Consider the following 23,786-nt stretch of genomic DNA (forward strand, 5'->3'; position numbering starts at 1 on the left):
GGAGCGGGCTTGCTCGCGAAAGCGATCTGAAGATCAATACAAATCGACCGGATCGACATCAAGGGACCAGCGCACCGCCCGCCCGCTCGGCATCTGCTCAAGCACCAGCAACCAACTGGCCAGCAGCCGATGCAGCGGTGCCCGCGCCGTCGCCTGCAACAACAGCTGTGCACGATAACGTCCGGCCCGACGCTCCATCGGCGCCGGCACCGGCCCCAATAGCTCGATCCCGGTCAGATTCTGATCGGCCAGTAAACGTTCCGCCTCGCTGCAAGCCTCATCGAGGAAACCTTCGGCTTGCCCCGGCTTGTGCGCCTCGGCCCGCAGCAGCGCCAAGTGCGCAAACGGCGGCAGGCCGGCCGCGCGGCGTTCGCTCAGGGCCTGCTCGGCGAAAGCGAAATAACCTTGCTCGGTCAATTGCACCAACAGCGGGTGATCGGCCAGGTGCGTCTGGATGATCACCTTCCCCGGTTCTTCGGCGCGGCCGGCGCGGCCCGCGACCTGGACAATCAACTGGGCCATGCGCTCGCTGGCGCGGAAATCACCGGAAAACAGGCCGCCGTCGGCGTCGAGTATCGACACCAGCGTCACCCGTGGAAAGTGGTGGCCCTTGGCGAGCATCTGCGTGCCGATCAGGATGCACGGCTGGCCCTTTTGAATGGTCGCGAACAACTGGTTCATCGCATCCTTGCGTGATGTGCTGTCGCGGTCGACCCGCAGCACCGGATAGTCCGGGAACAGAATCGACAGGCGTTCTTCGGCGCGCTCGGTGCCGGCGCCTACGGGGCGCAAATCGACCTTATTGCACTTGGGACACTGGCGCGGCACGCGTTCGACGTAGCCGCAGTGGTGGCAGCGCAACTCGCCGTAGCGCTGATGCACGGTCATGCGCGCATCGCAGCGCTGGCATTCGGACATCCAGCCACAGTCGTGGCACAGCAAGGTCGGCGCAAAGCCCCGGCGATTGAGGAACACCAACACTTGTTGGCCGGCGGCCAGGGTCTGGCCGATGGCTTGTTGCATCGGCCCGCAAATGCCGCTGTCCAGCGGACGGCTTTTCACGTCCAGGCGCAGGAAGCGCGGCTGCTTGGCGCCACCGGCACGCTCGTTCAGGCGCAGCAGTCCGTAGCGGCCGGTGTAGGCGTTGTGCAGGCTTTCCAGTGAGGGCGTGGCGGAGCCGAGGACAATCGGGATGTTTTCCTGACGTGCCCGCACCAGGGCCAGGTCGCGGGCGTGATAGCGCAGGCCTTCCTGCTGTTTATAGGAGCCGTCGTGTTCTTCGTCGATGATGATCAGCCCCGGGTTTTTCATCGGCGTGAACAGCGCCGAACGGGTGCCGATAATAATGTCGGCCTCACCATCGCGAGCGGCGAGCCACGCATCGAGGCGCTCGCGGTCATTGACCGCCGAATGGATCAGCGCGATGCGCGCATTGAAGCGTTGCTCGAAGCGCGCCAGGGTCTGCGGGCCGAGGTTGATTTCCGGGATCAGCACCAGCGCTTGCTTGCCGGCCTCGAGGGTTTCGCGGATCAGCTGCAAATACACTTCGGTCTTGCCGCTGCCGGTGACGCCGGCCAGCAGGAACGCGTGATAACTGTCGAAGCCGGCGCGAATCGCCTCATAGGCGGCGCGTTGTTCCGGGTTCAGTGGCAGTTCCGGCTGCGCCAGCCAATGTTCATGGCGCGCGCCGGGGGCGTGGCGGCGGATCTCGACTTGCACCAGGCCCTTGGCCAGCAGCAAATCCAGGCTGTCCTTGCTCAGCATCAATTTGCTCAGCAACTGATGGGCGACGCCGTGGGGGTGCTGGGCCAGTGTGGCCAGGGCTTCGCGCTGGCGCGGGGCGCGAGCGATGCGCGGGTCATCGAGGCTGGCGCCCGGCGCGGCCGACCAGAAACGTTCCTGGCGCGCTTCGGCCAGCTCGCCCTGACGCAACAGCACCGGCAACGCCCAGCTCAAGGTGTCGCCGAGGCTGTGCTGGTAATACTGAGACGTCCACAGGCACAGTTTGAAGAGCGCGGGCGGCAGTGGTGGCGTGGCATCGAGCAGGGCCAGGGCCGGCTTGAGTTTTTCGGCCGGCACTTCGCTGGTGTCGGTGACCTCCACCAGGATCCCGATCATTTCGCGCCGGCCGAACGGCACCCGCAGGCGCATGCCGGGGTGCAACTGGGCGCGCAGGACCCCGGCCGGAGCCCGGTAGTCGAACAGGCGGCGCAGCGGCGAAGGCAGGGCGAGGCGCAGAATGGCGTCGGGCACGCGGGGGGATCTCAGTCAGCGAAAAAACGGGGTTGCATGTCCCCCTGTAGGAGCAAGCTTGCTCGCGAAAGCGTCGTGTCAGGCAACGCATAGGCTGACTGACTCGCCCTCATCGCGAGCAAGCTTGCTCCTACAGCGGGGGGGCGTATTGGCCGGGAGCCTAGCAGACGGTCGGTAGAAGCGACAGCTTGCGTGATCGGGATTGTCTGGTAGAATCCGCGGCCTAATTACGTGCGGTATTCAACAATAGTGTTGGGTGGCGGCACGCTAGCCCGAGGAAAACACCATGAAAGCTGATATCCATCCAGAATACCCAGCCATTGCTGTTACTTGCAGCTGCGGCAACAAGTTCGAAACGCGTTCGACCTTCGGCAAAGCCCTGGCGATCGACGTTTGCAACGAATGCCACCCGTTCTACACCGGTAAGCAGAAGACTCTGGATACCGGCGGCCGTGTACAGCGCTTCGCAGACCGTTTCGGTCAATTCGGCAAGAAAGCTCCTGCTCCTGCTGCTGCAGAGTAAGGCAGAAAAGCCTGATGGGCTTTTCCTTGCTGTTGAAAAAGGCGTCCCTCGCGGGCGCCTTTTTTGTGTCCGCGGTTTGGCTGTCTGGCGCCCAGGCCTTTTGCCCGACGCCAAGCGGTCTGACGCCCGTCGCGGTGCAGCGGGTGGTGGATGGCGACACCTTGCGCCTGAGCGATGGCCGCAATGTACGCATGATCGGCTTGAACACGCCGGAGCTGGGCAAGAAGGGCCGCTCCGACGAACCGTTTGCCGTGGCAGCACGCAAGCGCCTCGAAGCCCTGGTGGTGGCCAGCGATGGCCAGGTGGGTTTGCTGCCCGGTAAAGAAAGCAAAGACCACTACGGCCGCACCCTGGCTCATGTCTACGGTGCCGATGGCGTCAACCTCGAAGCGCAAATGCTCGCCGAAGGCCTGGGCTTCCAGGTGGCCGTGGCACCGAATGTCGACCTGGTGGCCTGTCAGCAAGCCGCAGAGCGCAGTGCTCGGCAGGCCGGGCTCGGCGTTTGGCGTCAATCGCCTGTCGTGGATGCGCAGCAAATCAGCGCCTCCGGTTTTGCCGTGCTCAGCGGGCGTGTGAGCAAGGTGCAGCGCAATCGCGGCGGGGTTTGGATCGAACTGCAGGATTCGGTTGTATTGCGCGTTGCGCCCAATCTGCTGGCGCGCTTCGATGTAAATGCGTTGCAAAACCTGGAGGGCAAACAGGTCGAGGCGCGCGGCTGGGTGCTGGATCGCTCGCGCAAGGGTGGACTCAAGAATGGCCAGGCGCGCTGGATGTTGCCGTTGACCGACCCGGCGATGCTTCAAGCGCTGCAGTGATAAAAAATTGTAGACATTTTTTCTGTTGATTGTGAACAGTCTATCCCTTGTGTTTCGCGGCTCTTGGCCCAAAGTCGTAGGGCCGGGCGCTTGACAGGGGTGACCAGCCAGTCTTGTGGGGACTTTGCGAGGCGCGTATCCTCGCTGACCAGTCTGTCCAACAGTAAAAGCGGAATGCCAAAATGTCTGATCTGAAAACTGCCGCTCTCGAATATCACGCCAATCCTCGTCCAGGGAAGCTGAGTGTCGAGCTCACCAAGGCCACCGCTACCGCCCGCGACCTGTCGCTGGCCTACAGCCCCGGCGTAGCCGAACCAGTACGCGAAATCGCCCGCGATCCTGAACTGGCCTACAAATACACCGGCAAGGGCAACCTGGTTGCAGTCATTTCCGATGGCACCGCGATTCTCGGCCTGGGTAACCTCGGCCCATTGGCTTCCAAGCCAGTGATGGAAGGTAAAGGCGTGTTGTTCAAGCGCTTCGCCGGCATCGACGTTTTCGACATCGAAGTCGACTCCGAAAGCCCGCAAGCCTTCATCGACACCGTCAAGCGCATCTCCATCACCTTCGGTGGCATCAACCTGGAAGACATCAAGGCACCTGAGTGCTTTGAGATCGAACGCGCTCTGATCGAGCAGTGCGATATCCCGGTATTCCACGATGACCAGCACGGCACCGCTATCGTCACCGCGGCCGGCATGATCAACGCCCTGGAAATCGCTGGCAAAACCCTGGCCCAGGCCAAGATCGTCTGCCTGGGTGCCGGTGCTGCCGCTATCTCCTGCATGAAGTTGCTGGTGAGCATGGGCGCCAACATCGAAAACATCTACATGGTCGACCGTACCGGCGTGATCCACTCCGGCCGTGACGACCTGAACCAGTACAAGGCCGTGTTCGCCCATGCGACCGACAAGCGCACCCTGGCTGACGCCCTGCAAGGCGCTGACGTGTTCGTTGGCCTGTCCGGCCCGAACCTGCTGAGCCCTGAAGGCCTGCTGTCGATGGCGGCCAACCCGATCGTGTTCGCGTGCTCCAACCCTGATCCGGAAATCTCCCCGGAGCTGGCACACGCCACCCGTAGCGACGTGATCATGGCCACCGGTCGTTCCGACTACCCGAACCAGGTCAACAACGTACTGGGCTTCCCGTTCATCTTCCGTGGTGCCCTGGACGTTCGCGCCAAGCGCATCAACGAAGAAATGAAAGTGGCTGCGGCCAACGCTCTGCGTGAACTGGCCAAGCTGCCGGTACCTCAGGAAGTGTGCGACGCCTATGGCGGTATCAAGCTGGAATTCGGTCGTGAGTACATCATTCCGAAGCCAATGGACAAGCGCCTGATCACCCTGATCTCCGACGCCGTGGCCAAAGCTGCAATCGAGACTGGTGTGGCAACCCTGCCGTATCCGAAGAACTACCCACTCAAAAGCGTGGATGACGTGTTCAACGGCTAAGCCGTTGTAGCGCTTCAAGCGAAAGCCCCGGCTCGTAAGAGTCGGGGCTTTTTTTTGGTTCTTCACGGATTACCGGGAAAGACGCTCTTGATCTTCATGAAAAAGAATTCGCTATCCCGGTAACCGTACGCCATCCGCTTGATGACCTTTATTCGATTGTTTATCCCTTCCAGCTGACCCGTATGCATCGGCCAGCGAACCCGGCTTACGATGCCCCGCCAGTAACCCTTCAATCGTTTGGCAAACAGGATTTAGGCCGGTATTTCGCTTTCATGCGCATGGCGCAGCCATTGCTTCCAGGCTGATCGCCAGCCCCAGGCCGTGCTCGGCGCCCAAAGCGTTTTGAGCTCAGCCTTCATCAAGTAGACCGTCATCAACGCTCGGTTGGCCGCCAGCAAATCCTCCAAACGGACCTGTTGCTCAGGCGTTTTCAGATTCTGCGGATTGCGCAGCAACAGCCATCGCGCCTGCTTGATGACCTTGCGAGCCGGCTTGTCATGACGTAGCCGGTTAGCTTCGTCGACGCGGACCCGATCAATGACCTCTCGGCCATATTTGGCCACCACATGGAAGAGGTCATAGACCACGCGCGCTTTTGGGCAGTGCTGACGCACCTCCAGGTCAAATGCGGTGTTCATGTCCATCGCCACCGCTTCGATTCGTGCGCAACCCTCTGGCCCAAGCTCTTCGAAAAAGGGCCTGACCGCCGCTCGGCTGCGGCCTTCGCCGATCCAAAGTACTCGTCGCGTATCGGCATCCAACACAACACTGGCGTAGCGATGTCCCTTGAATAGCGCGAATTCATCCATCACCAGGCGTCGTGGTTGCGCCTTTGGCAACTCGCTCAACGCCGTTTGCAAGGCTCGACGCTCCAACAGTCGAACGGTGTCCCAATGCAGTCCGAACATCTGAGCCACGTGCAGCGTGGGAAGGCGCTCGCAGGCTTGAATGACCGCATCGGCCAGGCGGCGCGTCATGCGCGCATAACGATCCAGCCAGCTGACGGCTTCCATACGTTTGCCACAGTCGCGGCAGCCAACCCGCCTGAGCAACACTCTGAGGCGCACCGCGCGACCGAGAATCGGCAAGTCACGAACTGTACGCTCGCAATACTCATGAGTGGTTGAACAGGGCTTTTGGCAGCCACCGCAGGACGGGAATCGGGTGGCGTGGGGTGTCAGATCGATCTGAAGGGCGTCACCATCAGGTTTGATCGTGACGACAGAAAAGCCCTCCCAAAAAGGAAGGAAAGTATTAATATCGCGCATAAGAACGCCGGTTTGTTAGATGTGTTTGCTCGCACGAACATCATCAATCAAATCGGCGTTCTTGTTTCAGTGTTTCCCGGTAATCCGTGAAGAACCTTTTTTTTGTGTCGCCCCGGCGCCTTCGCTGGCAAGCCAGCTCCTACAGTAGGCCGCACTCCCCTGTAGGAGCTGGCTTGCCAGCGAAGGCGCTGGTTCAATCAATGCATAGCTTTCAGATGTAAAAAAGCCCCGCACTTCTCACGAAGGCGGGGCTTTTCAATAGGGCTGCAATCAGAACAAATCGATCGGCGCCTGCTCATCCGCTGGCAGCGGGCTACCCGGTGCGGTGCCATTGCCGATTTCATTCACCGATGGCGGCGTATCTTCGGCCTTGAACAGCTCGAAGTAGGCCCCTGGCGTACCCGGGCTCGCCGCGCGACCGCTGACCGGGTCGACGCGCAGGCTGAGGATGCCTTCCGGCTCAGGTTGCGTGTGCGGCGGCTTGCCCTTGAGCGCAGCGCCCATGTAGTTCATCCAGATCGGCAGCGCGACGGTACCACCGAACTCCTTGCGACCCAGGCTTTCCGGCTGGTCGAAACCGGTCCACACAGTGGTCACGTAATCGGCGTTGTAGCCGGAGAACCAGGCATCCTTGGATTCGTTGGTGGTACCGGTCTTGCCGGCAATGTCCGGACGGCCCAGGGCCAGTGCGCGACGACCGGTGCCGAGCTTGATTACGTCCTCAAGCATGCTGTTGAGAATGTACGTGGTGCGACCGTCGACGATGCGCTCGGCCACGGCCGGTGCCTGCGGTGTCGTTGGCGCAGTGCCCGGGGCTTCGCCCGGCGTCGCGTTGACCGTGAACGGCTGCGCGGTGGTCGGTGCGGCAACGCCATCGGTGGCCGCGCCGCCCTGAGGCACGCTCGGCGGGTTGGCGACGAACAGCGTGTCGCCGTTGCGGCTTTCGATCTTGTCGATGATGTACGGTGTGATCTTGTAACCGCCGTTGGCAAACGTACTCCAACCGGTGGCGATCTCCATCGGCGTCAGGGTCGCGGTGCCCAGGGCCAGCGACAAGTTCGGCGGAAGGTCCTGTTTGTTGAAGCCGAAGCGGGTGATGTAGTCGATGGTCTTGCCCACGCCCATCGCCTGCAACAAACGGATCGACACCAGGTTGCGCGACTTGTACAGCGCTTCGCGCAGACGGATCGGGCCGAGGAAGGTGTTGGTGTCGTTCTTCGGACGCCAGACCTTGTCCAGGTACTCGTCGACGAACACGATCGGCGCGTCGTTCACCAAGGTGCTGGCGGTGTAACCACTATCCAGTGCAGCGCTATAGACGAACGGCTTGAAGCTCGAGCCTGGCTGGCGCTTGGCCTGCAAGGCGCGGTTGTAGTTGCTCTGCTCGAAAGCGAAGCCGCCGACCAGCGAACGAATGGCGCCGTTCTGTGGGTCCAGGGACACCAGTGCGCCTTGCGCCTGCGGGATCTGGCTGAACTTCAGCGAATTGTTCGGCTGACGCTGCACGCGAATCAGGTCACCGACCTGGGCCACGTCCGAGGGTTGTTTCGGGTTGGCGCCCATGCTGTTGGTGTTCAGGAACGGCCGGGCCCACTTCATGGTGTCCCAGTTGACGTGCTCCTGGCCGGTGCGGGTCAGTACTTGCAGGCCGTTCTTGTCGACCTGGGTGACGATGGCCGGTTCCAGGCTGCTGATGGTGCGTTGCTTGGTCAGCTCAGTGGCCCAGGCTTCGCGGGTCTTGCCCGGCAGGCGTGATTCCGGCCCGCGATAACCGTGACGTTGGTCATAGGTGATCAGGCCTTCGTGCACGGCAGTGTTTGCCAGTTCCTGAAGATCGCTTGGCACCGTGGTGGTGACGCGAAAGCCTTCGGTGTAGGCGTCGCTGCCGTAGCGTCCGACCATTTCGGCACGGGCCATTTCGGCGATGTACGGGGCGTTCACTTCCGGGGTCGGCACGTGATAGCTGGCGTTCAGCGGCTCGTTGACCGCGGCGGTGTAGTCGGCCTCGGTGATTTTCCCCAGCTTGTACATGCGCCCCAGGATCCAGTCGCGACGCTCCTTGCTGCGCGCCGGGTTGGCGAGCGGGTTGAAGCGCGACGGTGCCTTGGGCAGGCCGGCGATCATCGCCATTTGCGCCAGGCTGATGTCGCGGATCGACTTGCCGTAGTAGACCTGCGCTGCGGCCTCGATGCCGTAGGCGCGGTTACCCAGGTAGATCTTGTTGACGTACAGCTCGAGGATCTCGTCCTTGGTCAACTGTCTTTCGATCTGCAGCGCCAGCAGGATCTCGGTGGTCTTGCGCGAAAAGCTGCGCTCGCTGGACAGGAAGAAGTTCTTCGCCACCTGCATGGTGATCGTGCTGCCGCCGGACTGGATGTGCCCGCTCTTGACCAGTTGGGTCGCGGCACGCATCAGGCTGCTCGGATCGACACCATAGTGGTTGGCGAAGTTATCGTCTTCAGCACTTAGTAACGCATTAATGAAATTGGGGGGAATGTCGGCGAAACGGATCGGAGTACGGCGCATTTCGCCAAATTCTGCGATCAATTTGTTGTCGCTGCTGTAGACCCGCAAAGGAATCTGCAACTGGATGCTTCTCAGCGCCTCCACGGACGGCAGTCCAGGACTAAGGTAAAGGTACGCCCCGCTCAGACCCAGGAGGAGTCCGCAGAAAACCGCGACGATGGACCAACCGAAAAACTTCAGCAGACGAATCAAGGCTTTTGGATATCCAGGGCAAAAATGAATTGGGCTACAGGGTTCAGGCTAAATGAGAACGACCCGCGCTTGAGCAAATGCGGAAAAAAACGCTGGGCATTATAAGCATTTTTCGGCCCAGGAGCGTGATCGGCGCTGCTGTCAAGACGGGTGGATTGAACGCAATGGACATTGCAGAGTCCGTAACTCACGGAAAGTCATAGGGAATTGATAGTGCTAGGACTCTTCAACAAAAAATCCAATACGCTGCTTGGCGTCGATATCAGCTCCACCTCGGTGAAACTTCTGGAGCTGAGCCGCCAGGGTGACCGCTACCGCGTCGAGGCCTATGCCGTCGAGCCGTTGCCGGTCGGTGCGGTAATCGAAAAGAACATCGCTGAACTCGAAGGGGTGGGGCTGGCCCTCACACGTGCGCTGGCCAAGGCCAGGACCGGCCTCAGGAACGTGGCGGTGGCCGTGGCCGGTTCGGCAGTGATCACCAAGTCCATCGAGATGGAGGCCGGGCTTTGCGAAGACGAAATGGAGCGTCAGCTGAAGTTCGAGGCTGACCAGTACATTCCTTATCCCCTGGACGAAGTCGCGATCGATTTTTCGGTCCAGGGCCTCTCCGCGCGCCATCCCGAGCGCGTCAACGTGCTGCTCGCCGCGTGCCGCAAGGAAAACGTCGAAGTTCGCGAAGCGGCCCTGGCCCTGGCCGGGCTGACCCCCCGCGTGGTCGACGTCGAGGCCTATACGCTGGAGCGCGCGTTCGCTTTGCTGGCCGACCGGTTCGAAAATTCCCCGCTGAGCTCTGCGGTGGCGGTGGTGGACATTGGCGCGACCATGACCACCCTGAGCGTGTTGCACGACGGGCATATTATCTACACCCGCGAACAACTGTTCGGTGGCCGGCAATTGACCGAGACCATCCAGCGTCGCTACGGCGTGACACTGGAGCAGGCGGAACTGGCGAAAAAGAGCGGTGGTCTGCCGGACGACTATCTCATCGAGGTGTTGCAGCCGTTTCGCGAGGCGCTGGTGCAACAGGTCTCGCGTTCGTTGCAGCTCTTCTTTGCCGCTGGCCAGTTCAGCGCTGTCGACCATCTCCTGCTGGCCGGCGGTACCGCGTCGATTGACGGGCTGGCGCGTTTGATCGAGCAGCAACTGGGCACGCCGACCCAGGTCGCCAACCCTTTCTCCAGCATGGTGCTCGGCAACAAGGTCAATGCGACGGCGTTGGCCCACGACGCTCCGGCATTGATGATTGCCTGCGGCCTGGCCCTCAGGAGTTTTGACTGATGGCCCGGATCAACCTTCTGCCCTGGCGCGAAGAGCGACGAGAATTGCGTCGCAAGCGTTTCCTGCTGGTTCTGGCGCTGGCCGTGGCGAGTTCGCTGGGCGCGGTGCTGGTCGCGAACCAGATCATCGGGGGCGCCATCGATCGGCAAGTCGCCCGTAACCACTACATTGGCCAGCAAATCGCTACGGTCGATGAGCGGATCAAGCAGATCAATGACCTCAAGGCGCGCCGTCAGCAAGTGGTCGAACGCCTGCGCGTGATCCAGGACCTTCAAGGCAATCGCCAAACCAGCGGGCGAATATTTGAGCAGTTGGCGCGTGCAATGCCCGACGGCGTGTATTTCACCGAAGTGAAAATGACCGGCAAGACGTTGGCCATCACCGGCGCCGCGCAATCCAACCAGCGCATTTCAGACCTGATGCGCAACCTGAAAGCATCCGACTGGTTCGATGCGCCGAGCCTGGCCGAGGTCAAGGCTTCCGCCGCCGGACAAGTGGACCAGGCCAACGTCTTTCAATTGACCGTGCACCAGACCCGGCCCGCCACGCCGGAGGTGGGCAATTGAGTCCGTCCGAGTGGTTCGAAGGGTTACGCAAGATCGACATTAGGGAGTTGGATACCCGCAACATCGGCGCCTGGCCGTCGACGATCAAGGTACTGCTGGCCGCTGTGCTCATGCTGCTGGTGCTGGCACTGGGCTATAACCTGTCCACCCGTGCGCTTCAAGAGCGGCTCGATGTGCAGCGCGTGGAGGAGTCGAGCCTCAAGGAGCAGTTCGCCGGCAAAGCCCGCATGGCCGCGAACCTGGATCTCTACACCGAGCAATTGAAGGAGATGGACAACGCCTTCAGCGTGCTGCTGCAGCAACTGCCCAGTGACACCGAAGTGCCAGGTTTGCTCGAAGACATCACGCGCACCGGCCTGGGCAGTGGCCTGCAATTCGAAGAGATCAAGCTGTTGCCCGAGGTCACCCAGCCGTTCTACATCGAGTTGCCGATCCAGATCACGGTCACCGGGGCTTATCACGACCTGGCCACCTTCGTCAGTGGCGTAGCGGGACTGCCGCGGATCGTCACCCTGCACGATTTCGACCTTGCGCCCGTCAGCCCCGACGGAGGTCCGAAACTGCGCTTGAGCATCCTCGCCAAGACCTATCGCTACAACGGCAAGGGGCAGCCTCAATGAGCGCAGCGCGATGTATTCCTGTTGCGGTGTTGTTGTCATTGCTGGCCGGTTGTGGTGCCGGCGACGACTACAACGACCTGGATGCGTACATGAACGAAATGCGCCTGCGAGCGCCGGGCAACATTGAACCAACGCCGGTATTTCGGTCCTACCCGACATTCACCTACGACGCCGCCAGCTTGCGAAGCCCGTTTTCACCGCAGATCAGTGCCGATCCGGCAGCTCGGCGGCCGGGTTCGCGTCACGTAAGACCTGACCCGGATCGGGTCAAGCAGTACCTCGAGGGCTTCAACATCGAGCAGTTCGAAATGGTTGGCACCCTGTCCAATGCTTCCGGCGCCTTTGCCCTGTTGCGCGGGGCGGGCGGGGTGCACCGGCTGAAAGTCGGCGATTACCTGGGGCGTAACGACGGGCGGATCGTTGCGATCAGCGGCTCGCAAGTCGATGTGGTGGAAATTGTGCCCGATGGACAGGGCGCATGGCTGGAGCGGTCGCGGACCATCCCTTTGAAAGAACACTCGTAGTGGAATTGGATCAATGAACAGGACTTTCTCCGCCTTCGGCGTCTCGCTATGGATAGCGTTGCTGTCGCCGATGGTACAAGCGGTCAACCTGAAAACGCTGGACGTCGCGGCATTGCCTGGGGATCGCGTCGAATTGAAGCTGGCGTTCGATGGGCCGCCCCCGGCGCCCCATGGCTACACGACGGACTCGCCGGTGCGGATCGCACTGGACTTGCCGGGCGTCACCAGCCAACTGGCCAGCAAAACCCATGACCTCGGCAGTGGCAGCGCCCGCAGTGCAACCGTGGTGGAGGCCCAGGGTCGTACCCGCTTGGTCATCAATCTGGCCCAATCCGTTCCCTACGATTCGCGTATCGAAGGTAACAATTTATGGGTGGTGGTCGGGCAAGAGGCGAGGCCGCCGTCACCTCGGCCAACGATGCCTGCTCCGGCGCGCACGCCGGTGGTGACCGGTAAGGCCATCCGGGGAGTGGATTTTCAGCGCGGCACCCAGGGCGAAGGCAATGTGGTGATCGACTTGTCGGACCCCGCGATGGCGCCCGACATTCAGGAGCGCGACGGCAGGATCATCCTCGGATTTGCCAGGACCCGCTTGCCTGAGCCGTTGCGCGTGCGCCTGGACGTGAAGGAATTCGCCACGCCCGTGCAGTTCGTCAAGGCCAACTCAAGTGGTGACCGGGCGACGATCAGCATCGAGCCCGGCGGTCCGTTCGAATACTCGACCTATCAGACCGACAGCAAACTCACGGTCAGCGTCCGCCCAGTGACAGTCGATGACCTGCACAAACGCAGTGCAGGCGAGCAGGCCTACACCGGTGAAAAGCTTTCATTGAATTTCCAGGACATCGATGTGCGTTCGGTTCTGCAACTGATCGCCGATTTCACTCACCTCAATCTGGTAGCCAGCGACACGGTGCAAGGTGGCATCACGCTGCGTTTGCAGAACGTGCCGTGGGACCAGGCGCTGGACCTGGTGCTGAAGACCAAGGGGCTCGACAAGCGCAAGGTTGGCAATGTGCTGTTGGTTGCGCCGGCGGATGAAATTGCGGCCCGTGAGCGCCAGGAACTGGAATCACAGAAGCAGATTGCTGATCTCGCGCCATTGCGCCGTGAGCTGTTGCAGGTCAATTACGCCAAGGCAGCGGACATCGCCAAGCTGTTCCAGTCGGTGACCAGCGCCGAAGCGAAAGCTGACGAGCGGGGTTCGATTACCGTCGATGAGCGCACCAACAACATCATTGCCTACCAGACGCAGGAACGCCTCGATGAGCTGCGCAGGATCGTCTCGCAACTGGATATCCCGGTGCGTCAGGTGATGATCGAAGCACGCATTGTCGAAGCCAACGTCGACTACGACAAAAGCCTGGGCGTGCGTTGGGGCGGGTCGATACAGAACAAGGGTAACTGGAACACTTCCGGTGTCAGCAACGGGGTCAACGGCTCGTCGACCATCGGCACGCCCGGCAGTACCGGCACCAACTCACCGTTCGTCGACATGGGGGCGGCCAACAATACCTCGGGCATCGGCATCGCGTTCATCACCGATAACGTCTTGCTCGACCTGGAGCTGACTGCCATGGAGAAGACCGGCAACGGCGAAATCGTCTCGCAACCCAAGGTGGTCACTTCCGACAAGGAAACCGCGAAGATCCTCAAGGGCACCGAGATTCCCTATCAGGAGGCCAGCTCCAGCGGCGCGACGTCGGTATCGTTCAAGGAAGCTTCGCTGTCGCTTGAGGTGACGCCGCAGATCACCCCCGACAACCGGATCATCATGGAGGTCAAGGTCACCAAGGACGAGCCGGACTACCTGAACAAGGTCCAGGATGTACCGCCGATCAAGAAAAACGAGGTGAATGCCAAGGTCCTGGTCAACGATGGCGAGACCATCGTCATTGGTGGCGTTTTCTCAAATACTCAAAGCAAGGTCGTAGATAAGGTGCCATTTCTTGGCGATGTGCCGTATCTTGGCCGCCTTTTCCGGCGTGATGTGATTTCGGATAAAAAATCCGAGCTGTTGGTATTCCTCACTCCGCGTATCATGAATAACCAGGCGATTGCTGTGAGTCATTGATTCTGTGCGAAATTTGATTCTTGTTGGACCGATGGGCGCTGGAAAAAGCACCATCGGCCGGTTGCTGGCCAAAGAGCTGCGCCTGCCGTTCAAAGATTCCGATAAGGAAATTGAATTGCGCACGGGCGCCAATATCCCTTGGATCTTCGATAAAGAAGGCGAACCGGGCTTTCGTGATCGCGAGCAGGCGATGATTGCCGAGCTGTGCGACTACGACGGTGTGGTGCTGGCGACGGGCGGGGGCGCGGTCATGCGCGAAGCCAATCGTCGGGCATTGCATGCCGGTGGGCGAGTGGTTTATCTGCATGCGTCGGTAGAGCAGCAGGTCGGCCGCACGGCCCGCGACCGCAATCGGCCATTGCTGCGTACAGCCGACCCGGCCAAGACCCTCAGGGATCTGTTAGCGATCCGCGATCCGCTTTATCGGGAAATCGCCGACCTGGTGGTCGAAACCGATGAGCGGCCGCCGCGAATGGTCGTACTCGACATTCTAGAGCGCTTGCAGCAACTGCCTCCCCGTTAAAGCGCCGGGCGAAATGCGCTATCCTCGGCGTCGCCCCATGACCGCACAAGGTTGTGGCGGCTGGCTACCGAACGGCGTCACACCAGCAGAGGCCGCGGACATTCGTTAATTCAAGGCAGGATGCCTGATTCCATCTTCACTGTGGGGACACATGCAGACACTCAAGGTCGATCTAGGCGAGCGCAGCTACCCGATTCATATTGGCGAAGGTTTGTTGGACCAGCCTGAGCTGCTGGCCCCGCACATTCGCGGACGGCAAGTAGCAATCATCTCCAACGAGACCGTGGCGCCGCTCTATCTCGAACGTCTGACCCGCAGCCTGGCGCAATTCTCGGTAATTTCCGTGGTGCTGCCCGACGGCGAAGCCTTCAAGACCTGGGAGACCCTGCAGCTGATTTTCGACGGCCTGCTGAGTGCCCGGCATGACCGCCGCACCACGGTGATCGCCTTGGGTGGCGGTGTGATCGGTGACATGGCCGGCTTTGCCGCCGCCTGCTACCAGCGCGGCGTCGATTTCATCCAGGTGCCGACGACCCTGCTGTCGCAAGTCGACTCTTCGGTGGGCGGCAAGACCGGGATCAACCATCCAATGGGCAAGAACATGGTCGGTGCGTTCTATCAGCCCAACGTGGTACTGATCGATACCGCCAGCCTCAACACCCTTCCAGCCCGCGAACTGTCCGCCGGCCTGGCCGAAGTCATCAAGTACGGGCTGATCTGCGACGAGCCGTTCCTGACCTGGCTCGAAGCCAACGTCGATCGCCTGCGTAATCTGGATCAACAAGCACTGACCTACGCCATTGAGCGTTCCTGCGCGGCCAAGGCTGCCGTGGTCGGTGCCGATGAGAAAGAGACCGGCGTACGTGCCACATTGAACCTGGGCCACACGTTCGGTCACGCCATCGAAACCCATATGGGCTATGGTGTGTGGCTTCATGGTGAAGCCGTGGCTGCTGGCACCGTAATGGCGCTGGAAATGTCCATGCGTCTGGGCTGGATCAGCGAGCAGGAGCGCGATCGCGGCATTCGCCTGTTCCAGCGTGCGGGGCTGCCGGTTATACCGCCCGAAGAGATGACAGAAGCCGATTTCCTCGAACATATGTCCATTGATAAAAAAGTGATCGACGGTCGTTTGCGCCTGGTGCTGCTGCGCCACATGGGTGAAGCGGTGGTGACCGACGATTATCCGAAAGAGGTTCTACAGGCCACGCTGGGGGCAGACTACCGCGCCCTGGCTCAGCTTAAAGGTTAATAAGAACGCGATGACTAGTTTGCATGCGGACGAGGCTTTCCTCGGCCATTACCAGTTGAGCCATGACCCTTTTTCTCCACGGGTGCCTGGCTTCAAATTTTTCCCGGCCCAGCGCAAACCCGTGCTGGGGCAACTGCATCACCTGGCCCGCTACAGCCAGTTGCTGCTGGTCGTCACTGGCCCCGAGGGCAGTGGCAAGACCCTGTTGCGTCAGGCGCTGGTCGCCAGTACCAACAAGCAATCGGTTCAAAGTGTAGTGGTGTCCGCCCGTGGCGCCGGCGATGCGGCCGGGGTGCTGCGTCAGGTGGCCCAGGCGTTGAACGTTGCCCACGCAGATGCCGACGCCATCCTGGCTCAGGTGGTGCAGCTCGCACTCACCGGTCAGGAAGTCTATTTGCTGGTCGATGATGCCGAACTGCTCGACGAATCCGCCCTTGAGACGTTGATGGTCCTGGCGGCCGGCGCACCTGAAGGTCGCCCGCACGTGTTCCTGTTTGGCGAGTCTGCGATGATCGCTCAGCTTGAGGCTTTGCACCTCGAGGAAGAGCGTTTCCACGTCATCGAGCTGCAGCCCTACACCGAGGAAGAAACCCGCGAATACCTGGAGCAGCGTCTCGAAGGCGCCGGCCGCGGTATCGAACTTTTCACCGCGGATCAGATCTCTGATATTCACGAAAGCTCCGAAGGCTGGCCTGGCAACATCAATCAGGTCGCCCGCGATGCCATGATCGAAGCCATGATCGCCAGCCGCACTGCGGTCAAGCGTCCAAAAATGGGGTTCAATATGCCGAAGAAACACGTATTGGCGATTTCCGCCGTCGTCGTGGTCGCGGTCGCTGCCGCCTGGTTGATGCCGGGTCGCAGCAAGGCGCCGACCAACGGTGCGCCGGCCAACGAGCAGGCGCAGTTGCCGCTGGGCCAGGGAAAACCAACCGCCAATGGCGGGGCGCCATCCGTCGAATTCGCCGGTAATACCCAGCCGATGCCATTGCCGCTGGTCGGTAACTCGCAACCGGTCATGCGCGGCCCGTTGGCAGAAGCCGCAGGTGGCATCACCGAAGGCGACGATGGCGTGCCGGTCGAAGGTTCCAGCGCCACACCGCCGACAGTGACCACCACTGCGCCACCTGTGGGCGTTCCTGCCGGCCCTGCGCCGACGACTGCGGCCAAGCCGACGCCTGCGCCGACCCAGGTCGCCACTGCCAAGCCAGCCCCGGTTCCTGCGGCCAAGCCTGCTCCAGCACCGGCCAAGCCAGTCGTTGCCGCCGCAGCCAAGCCTGCCGAGAAAGCGGCTCCAGCAGCCAAGGCGGCTGGTGGAACCTGGTACGCCGGTCAAGCGCCAAGTCATTACGTCGTTCAGATCCTCGGCACCAGCTCCGAAGCGACTGCTCAAAACTTCGTCAAGGAGCAGGGCGGCGAGTACCGTTACTTCAAGAAAGTCCTCAACGGCAAGCCGCTCTACGTGATCACCTACGGTAGCTTCCCGTCGCGCGATGCAGCCGTTTCCGCCATCAAGGCCTTGCCAGCGAAGGTTCAGGCTGGTAAACCTTGGCCTCGCACTGTCGCCAGCGTCCAACAGGAACTGGCAACAACTCGCTGAAGATTCGGCGGCCTTACCCAGGCCGCTTCTCCAAGCACCTCAAAATTTCTACACGTGCGCGCAACCCCTTCGGGCTGCGTGCCTTGTGGTGTCTGCGTCACAGTAGTCTTTGAGTCAGTGCGGTCGAAACTAAAAAAGTTTTGACTAGCACAGCATATCGCTTTAAACCTTTCACAAATGCGACATGGATTTGCGACATTTCGTCGTCAAATTTGTGAGGCCCAGTGTCGGTGTGTACAATGACCTCCCTTTTGCCCCCGCAAAGCTGGCGTACGTTCGGCGCGGATGGTAAGTGGTTGAATTGAAAAGAAATTTGCCTCAGCAAGAGGCAGCCTGGTGAGAAAGTGTCTATGAAAGCAGGTCTGTACCAACCAGATGAATTCAAGGATAACTGCGGTTTCGGCCTGATAGCCCATATGCAGGGCGAGCCCAGTCATACCCTTTTGCAAACGGCCATCGAGGCCCTGACCTGCATGACCCACCGCGGTGGGATTAATGCCGACGGCAAGACCGGTGACGGTTGCGGTCTGCTGATTCAGAAGCCGGACGTGTTCCTGCGAGCCATCGCCCAGGAAACGTTCGGCATCGAACTGCCCAAGCAATATGCCGTGGGCATGGTCTTCTTCAACCAGGACCCGGTCAAAGCCCAAGCCGCTCGCGAGAACATGAACCGCGAGATCCTGGCCGCCGGCCTGCAACTGGTCGGCTGGCGCAAAGTGCCGATCGATACCAGCGTCCTCGGCCGTCTGGCCCTTGAGCGCCTGCCGCAGATCGAGCAGGTGTACATCGGCGGAGAAGGCCTGAGCGATCAGGACATGGCCGTCAAGCTGTTCACTTCCCGTCGTCGCTCGTCCGTGGCCAACGCCGCCGACACCGACCACTACGTGTGCAGCTTTTCGCACAAGACCATCATTTATAAAGGCCTGATGATGCCGGCGGACTTGACCGCCTTCTATCCAGACCTGAGCGATGAGCGCCTGCAAACCTCGATTTGCGTGTTCCACCAGCGCTTCTCCACCAACACCCTGCCGAAATGGCCGCTGGCTCAACCGTTCCGCTTCCTGGCGCACAACGGCGAGATCAACACCATCACCGGCAACCGCAACTGGGCCGTGGCCCGTCGCACCAAGTTCAGCAACGACCTGATGGACCTGGAAGAACTCGGCCCGCTGGTCAACCGCGTGGGTTCCGACTCTTCGAGCATGGACAACATGCTCGAGTTGATGGTCACCGGTGGCATCGACCTGTTCCGTGGCGTGCGGATGATCATTCCGCCAGCGTGGCAGAACGTCGAGACCATGGACCCGGACCTGCGTGCATTCTACGAATACAACTCGATGCACATGGAACCGTGGGATGGCCCGGCCGGCGTGGTCATGACCGACGGTCGCTACGCGGTATGCCTGCTCGACCGTAACGGTCTGCGTCCGGCGCGCTGGGTCACCACCAAGAACGGCTTCATCACCCTGGCCTCGGAAATCGGTGTCTGGAACTACCAGCCTGAAGACGTGATCGCCAAGGGCCGCGTGGGCCCGGGCCAGATCTTTGCCGTGGACACCGAAACCGGCCAGATCCTCGATACCGACGCCATCGACAACCGCCTGAAGTCCCGTCATCCGTACAAGCAATGGCTGCGCAAGAATGCCCTGCGCATCCAGGCGACCATGGAAGACAACGACCACGGTTCGGCGTTCTACGACGTCGATCAGCTCAAGCAATACATGAAGATGTATCAGGTCACGTTCGAAGAGCGCGACCAGGTGCTGCGTCCGCTCGGCGAGCAAGGCTACGAAGCCGTGGGCTCGATGGGTGACGATACGCCGATGGCCGTGCTGTCCCAGCGCGTGCGCACGCCATACGACTATTTCCGCCAGCAGTTCGCGCAGGTCACCAACCCGCCGATCGACCCGCTGCGTGAAGCCATCGTCATGTCGCTGGAAATCTGCCTCGGTGCCGAGCGCAACATTTTCCAGGAGTCGCCGGAACACGCTTCGCGCGTGATTCTCAGCTCGCCGGTCATTTCCCCGGCCAAGTGGCGCTCGCTGATGAACCTCGATCGTCCGGGCTTCGAACGCGCGATCATCGACCTCAACTACGACGAAAGCGTCGGCCTCGAAGCGGCGATCCGCAACGTGGCCGATCAGGCTGAAGAAGCCGTGCGCGCCGGTCGTACCCAGGTTGTGCTCAGTGACCGTCACATTGCCCCGGGCAAGCTGCCGATCCACGCTTCGCTCGCCACGGGCGCAGTGCACCATCGCCTGACCGAAAAAGGCCTGCGTTGCGACTCCAACATCCTGGTGGAAACCGCGACCGCTCGCGACCCGCATCACTTCGCCGTGTTGATCGGTTTCGGCGCCTCTGCCGTGTATCCGTTCCTGGCGTATGAAGTGCTGGGCGACTTGATCCGCACCGGTGAAGTGCTGGGCGACCTCTATGAAGTGTTCAAGAACTACCGCAAAGGCATTACCAAGGGCCTGCTCAAGATCCTGTCGAAGATGGGCATCTCGACCATCACTTCGTACCGCGGGGCGCAGCTGTTCGAAGCCATCGGCCTGTCCGAAGAAGTCTGCAACCTGAGCTTCCGTGGCGTGCCAAGCCGTATCAAGGGTGCGCGTTTCGTCGACATCGAAGCCGAGCAGAAGGCCCTCGCGACCGAAGCCTGGAGCCCGCGCAAGCCGATCCAGCAGGGTGGTTTGCTGAAGTTCGTCCACGGTGGCGAATACCACGCGTACAACCCGGACGTGGTCAACACCCTGCAAGCCGCTGTGCAGCAGGGCGACTACAGCAAGTTCAAGGAGTACACGTCGCTGGTGGACAACCGCCCGGTGTCGATGATCCGCGACCTGCTGAAAGTCAAAACCCTCGACACACCGCTGGATATCAGCGAAATCGAACCGCTGGAATCGGTGCTCAAGCGCTTCGACTCCGCCGGTATCTCGCTGGGCGCCCTGTCGCCGGAAGCTCACGAAGCCCTGGCCGAAGCCATGAACCGCCTCGGCGCGCGTTCCAACTCCGGCGAAGGCGGCGAAGACCCGGCGCGCTACGGCACCATCAAGAGCTCGAAAATCAAGCAAGTGGCGACCGGCCGTTTCGGTGTGACCCCGGAATACCTGGTCAACGCCGAAGTGCTGCAGATCAAGGTCGCCCAGGGCGCCAAGCCGGGCGAGGGTGGTCAACTGCCAGGCGGTAAAGTGAACGGCCTGATCGCCAAGCTGCGTTACGCAGTGCCGGGCGTGACCCTGATTTCGCCGCCGCCGCACCACGACATCTATTCGATCGAAGACTTGTCGCAGCTGATTTTCGACCTCAAACAAGTCAACCCGAAGGCACTGGTCTCGGTGAAGCTGGTGGCAGAGGCGGGCGTCGGCACCATCGCCGCCGGTGTGGCCAAGGCTTACGCTGACCTGATCACCATCTCCGGCTACGACGGCGGTACCGGTGCGTCGCCGCTGACCTCGATCAAATACGCGGGCGCTCCGTGGGAGCTCGGCCTGGCCGAAACCCACCAGACCCTGCGCGGCAACGACCTGCGCGGCAAAGTCCGGGTACAGACCGACGGTGGCCTGAAAACCGGCCTCGACGTGATCAAGGCCGCGATCCTCGGCGCTGAAAGCTTCGGCTTCGGCACCGCGCCAATGATCGCCCTGGGCTGCAAATACCTGCGCATCTGCCACCTGAACAACTGCGCCACCGGCGTCGCGACCCAGAACGAGAAGCTGCGCAAGGATCACTACATCGGTACCGTCGACATGGTGGTGAATTTCTTCACCTACGTCGCCGAAGAAACCCGTGAGTGGCTGGCCAAGCTGGGCGTGCGCTCCCTCGAAGAGCTGATCGGCCGCACCGATCTGCTGGAAGTCCTCGAAGGCCAGACCACCAAGCAGCATCACCTGGACCTGACCCCGTTGCTGGGCAGCGACCACGTGCCGGCGGACAAGCCGCAGTTCTGCGGCGTTGAGCGCAACCCGCCGTTCGACAAGGGCTTGCTGGCCGAGAAAATGGTCGACATGGCCACCTCGGCGATCAACGACCTGAGCGGCGCCGAGTTCGCCTTGGATATCTGCAACTGCGACCGTTCCATCGGCGCACGGATCTCCGGCGAAATCGCGCGCAAGCACGGCAACCAGGGCATGGCCAACGCGCCAGTCACTTTCCGCTTCAAGGGCACTGCCGGTCAGAGCTTTGGTGTGTGGAACGCCGGCGGTCTGAACATGTACCTCGAAGGCGACGCCAACGACTACGTCGGCAAGGGCATGACCGGCGGCAAGCTGGTGATCGTGCCGCCGAAGGGCAGCGTCTACCGTACCCAGGACAGTGCCATCATCGGCAACACCTGCCTGTACGGCGCCACCGGCGGCAAGCTGTTCGCCGCGGGTACGGCGGGCGAGCGTTTCGCCGTGCGTAACTCCGGTGCCCACACCGTTGTGGAAGGCACTGGCGATCACTGCTGCGAGTACATGACCGGTGGTTTTGTCTGCGTGTTGGGCAAGACCGGTTACAACTTCGGCTCTGGCATGACCGGTGGTTTCGCCTACGTGCTCGACCAGGACAACACCTTCGTTGACCGGGTCAACCACGAACTGGTGGAAATCCAGCGGATCAGCGGCGAGGCGATGGAAGCCTACCGCAGCCACCTGCAACGCGTGCTGAACGAGTACGTCGAGGAAACCGACAGCGAATGGGGTCGTGAACTCGCCGAGAACCTCGATGATTACGTGCGTCGTTTCTGGCTGGTCAAGCCCAAGGCTGCCAACCTGAAGTCGTTGCTTTCCAGCACCCGTGCCAACCCGCAGTGATATGCGCCTGAAGAGTTTGATGAGGTTTTAAAATGGCTGAACGTCTGAATAATGACTTCCAGTTCATCGAGGTCGGGCGCAAGGATCCGAAGAAGAAACTGTTGCGTCAACGCAAGAAAGAGTTCGTGGAAATCTACGAACCCTTCAAACCCCAGCAGTCGGCCGACCAGGCCCACCGCTGCCTGGGTTGCGGTAACCCGTATTGCGAATGGAAGTGCCCGGTGCACAACTTCATTCCGAACTGGCTGAAACTGGTGGCCGAGGGCAATATCCTCCAGGCCGCCGAATTGTCGCACCAGACCAACACCCTGCCGGAAGTCTGCGGCCGGGTGTGCCCGCAGGATCGTCTGTGCGAGGGTGCTTGCACCCTCAACGACGGTTTTGGCGCGGTGACCATCGGTTCGGTGGAGAAGTACATCACCGACACCGCGTTCGCCATGGGCTGGCGTCCGGACATGTCCAAGGTCAAGCCGACCGGCAAGCGTGTCGCGATCATCGGTGCAGGCCCGGCGGGCCTGGGCTGCGCCGACGTGCTGGTGCGTGGCGGCGTGACCCCGGTGGTGTTCGACAAGAACCCGGAAATCGGTGGTTTGCTGACCTTCGGCATTCCTGAGTTCAAGCTGGAAAAGACCGTGCTGAGCAATCGCCGCGAAGTCTTCACCGGCATGGGCATCCAGTTCCGCCTCAACACCGAGGTGGGCAAGGACGTGACCATGGAGCAACTGCTCGAAGAATACGATGCGGTCTTCATGGGCATGGGCACCTACACCTACATGAAGGGCGGCTTTGCCGGTGAGGACCTGCCGGGCGTGTACGACGCGCTGGACTTCCTGATCGCCAACGTCAACCGCAACCTTGGCTTTGAAAAGTCGCCGGAAAATTTCGTCGACATGAAAGGCAAGAAGGTCGTGGTACTCGGCGGTGGCGACACGGCGATGGACTGCAACCGTACCTCGATCCGCCAGGGCGCCAAGTCGGTGACCTGCGCCTATCGTCGTGACGAAGCGAACATGCCAGGCTCGCGCAAAGAGGTGAAGAACGCCAAGGAAGAAGGCGTGAAATTCCTCTACAACCGCCAGCCAATCGCCATTGTTGGCGAAGACAAGGTCGAAGGCGTGAAGGTGGTCGAGACCCGTCTCGGCGAGCCGGACGCCCGTGGCCGTCGCAGCCCCGAGCCGATCCCGGGCTCCGAAGAGATCATCCCGGCCGACGCCGTGGTCATCGCTTTCGGTTTCCGTCCGAGCCCGGCGCCGTGGTTCGAGCAGTTCGAGATCCAGACCGACAGCCAGGGCCGTGTCGTGGCCCCGGAACAAGGTCAGTACAAACACCAGACCAGCAACCCGAAGATCTTTGCGGGCGGCGACATGGTGCGTGGTTCCGACCTGGTGGTGACGGCGATCTTCGAAGGCCGTAATGCCGCTGAAGGGATTCTGGATTACCTGGGCGTCTAAATCACACCTGAGCCTGTAGGAGCCGGCTTGCTGGCGATGAACGATAACGCGGTGTACCTGATACACCGCGTTAT

General features: G+C 61.1%; 15 protein-coding genes and 1 pseudogene. 13 read left to right on the forward strand and 3 right to left on the reverse strand.

Annotation, left to right across the window (positions count from 1 at the left end):
- Positions 1 to 33: 33 nt before the first annotated feature.
- Positions 34 to 2,253 (reverse strand): primosomal protein N', encoded by a 2,220-nt coding sequence (locus J1D76_RS12835; RefSeq protein WP_421138664.1) that lies wholly within the window; start codon positions 2,251 to 2,253, stop codon positions 34 to 36.
- Between the two features lie 286 nt (positions 2,254 to 2,539).
- Here J1D76_RS12835 and rpmE point away from each other — a divergent pair, with 286 nt between their 5' ends.
- The 3 genes from rpmE to J1D76_RS12850 all read left to right on the forward strand — a co-directional run bounded on the left by rpmE (position 2,540) and on the right by J1D76_RS12850 (position 5,042).
- Positions 2,540 to 2,776 carry a 50S ribosomal protein L31 gene (gene rpmE, locus J1D76_RS12840; protein ID WP_150714750.1) on the forward strand — a complete coding sequence of 79 codons (237 nt, stop codon included), beginning with the start codon at positions 2,540 to 2,542 and terminating at the stop codon, positions 2,774 to 2,776.
- Between the two features lie 14 nt (positions 2,777 to 2,790).
- Positions 2,791 to 3,591, forward strand: a complete 801-nt coding sequence (locus J1D76_RS12845; protein WP_421138665.1) for a thermonuclease family protein — start codon at positions 2,791 to 2,793, stop codon at positions 3,589 to 3,591.
- 182 nt (positions 3,592 to 3,773) lie between these two features.
- Positions 3,774 to 5,042, forward strand: a complete 1,269-nt coding sequence (locus tag J1D76_RS12850; protein WP_421138666.1) for a malic enzyme-like NAD(P)-binding protein — start codon at positions 3,774 to 3,776, stop codon at positions 5,040 to 5,042.
- A 62-nt stretch (positions 5,043 to 5,104) separates the two neighbouring features.
- On the opposite strand, the pseudogene J1D76_RS12855 reads toward J1D76_RS12850, so the two are convergent.
- Positions 5,105 to 6,310, reverse strand: a pseudogene (locus J1D76_RS12855) (ISL3 family transposase).
- 270 nt (positions 6,311 to 6,580) lie between these two features.
- On the reverse strand, positions 6,581 to 9,025 hold the full coding sequence (locus tag J1D76_RS12860; RefSeq protein WP_421138680.1) for a penicillin-binding protein 1A: 2,445 nt from the start codon (positions 9,023 to 9,025) through the stop codon (positions 6,581 to 6,583).
- 216 nt (positions 9,026 to 9,241) lie between these two features.
- Between J1D76_RS12860 and J1D76_RS12865 the strand changes: the two genes are divergently transcribed.
- The 10 genes from J1D76_RS12865 to J1D76_RS12910 all read left to right on the forward strand — a co-directional run bounded on the left by J1D76_RS12865 (position 9,242) and on the right by J1D76_RS12910 (position 23,712).
- Positions 9,242 to 10,306: a pilus assembly protein PilM gene (locus J1D76_RS12865; protein WP_421138667.1), complete on the forward strand. Its 1,065-nt coding sequence runs from the start codon at positions 9,242 to 9,244 to the stop codon at positions 10,304 to 10,306.
- Positions 10,306 to 10,872 (forward strand): PilN domain-containing protein, encoded by a 567-nt coding sequence (locus J1D76_RS12870; protein WP_421138668.1) that lies wholly within the window; start codon positions 10,306 to 10,308, stop codon positions 10,870 to 10,872. Before J1D76_RS12865 ends, J1D76_RS12870 begins: the two co-directional genes overlap by 1 nt.
- Positions 10,869 to 11,492 (forward strand): type 4a pilus biogenesis protein PilO, encoded by a 624-nt coding sequence (locus J1D76_RS12875; RefSeq protein ID WP_421138669.1) that lies wholly within the window; start codon positions 10,869 to 10,871, stop codon positions 11,490 to 11,492. Before J1D76_RS12870 ends, J1D76_RS12875 begins: the two co-directional genes overlap by 4 nt.
- Positions 11,489 to 12,016: a pilus assembly protein PilP gene (locus J1D76_RS12880; RefSeq protein ID WP_421138670.1), complete on the forward strand. Its 528-nt coding sequence runs from the start codon at positions 11,489 to 11,491 to the stop codon at positions 12,014 to 12,016. Before J1D76_RS12875 ends, J1D76_RS12880 begins: the two co-directional genes overlap by 4 nt.
- Before the next feature lie 13 nt (positions 12,017 to 12,029).
- Positions 12,030 to 14,090 (forward strand): type IV pilus secretin PilQ, encoded by a 2,061-nt coding sequence (gene pilQ, locus J1D76_RS12885; RefSeq protein WP_421138671.1) that lies wholly within the window; start codon positions 12,030 to 12,032, stop codon positions 14,088 to 14,090.
- A gap of 4 nt (positions 14,091 to 14,094) precedes the next feature.
- The gene (aroK, locus tag J1D76_RS12890; RefSeq protein WP_015093141.1) at positions 14,095 to 14,613 is read left to right on the forward strand and encodes a shikimate kinase AroK; all 519 of its coding nucleotides are present in this window, start codon (positions 14,095 to 14,097) and stop codon (positions 14,611 to 14,613) included.
- Positions 14,614 to 14,764: 151 nt separating this feature from the next.
- Positions 14,765 to 15,865: a 3-dehydroquinate synthase gene (gene aroB / locus J1D76_RS12895; RefSeq protein ID WP_421138672.1), complete on the forward strand. Its 1,101-nt coding sequence runs from the start codon at positions 14,765 to 14,767 to the stop codon at positions 15,863 to 15,865.
- A gap of 10 nt (positions 15,866 to 15,875) precedes the next feature.
- On the forward strand, positions 15,876 to 17,465 hold the full coding sequence (locus J1D76_RS12900) for an AAA family ATPase (protein ID WP_421138673.1): 1,590 nt from the start codon (positions 15,876 to 15,878) through the stop codon (positions 17,463 to 17,465).
- A 350-nt stretch (positions 17,466 to 17,815) separates the two neighbouring features.
- Entirely contained in the window at positions 17,816 to 22,261 is a 4,446-nt protein-coding gene (gene gltB / locus J1D76_RS12905) for a glutamate synthase large subunit (RefSeq protein WP_421138674.1), read from the forward strand.
- 32 nt (positions 22,262 to 22,293) lie between these two features.
- Complete coding sequence (locus J1D76_RS12910) at positions 22,294 to 23,712, forward strand: FAD-dependent oxidoreductase (protein WP_421138675.1); 1,419 nt, start codon at positions 22,294 to 22,296, stop codon at positions 23,710 to 23,712.
- Positions 23,713 to 23,786 lie beyond the last annotated feature (74 nt).

Source organism: Pseudomonas sp. NFX15, assembly GCF_049132105.1.
GTDB lineage: Bacteria > Pseudomonadota > Gammaproteobacteria > Pseudomonadales > Pseudomonadaceae > Aquipseudomonas.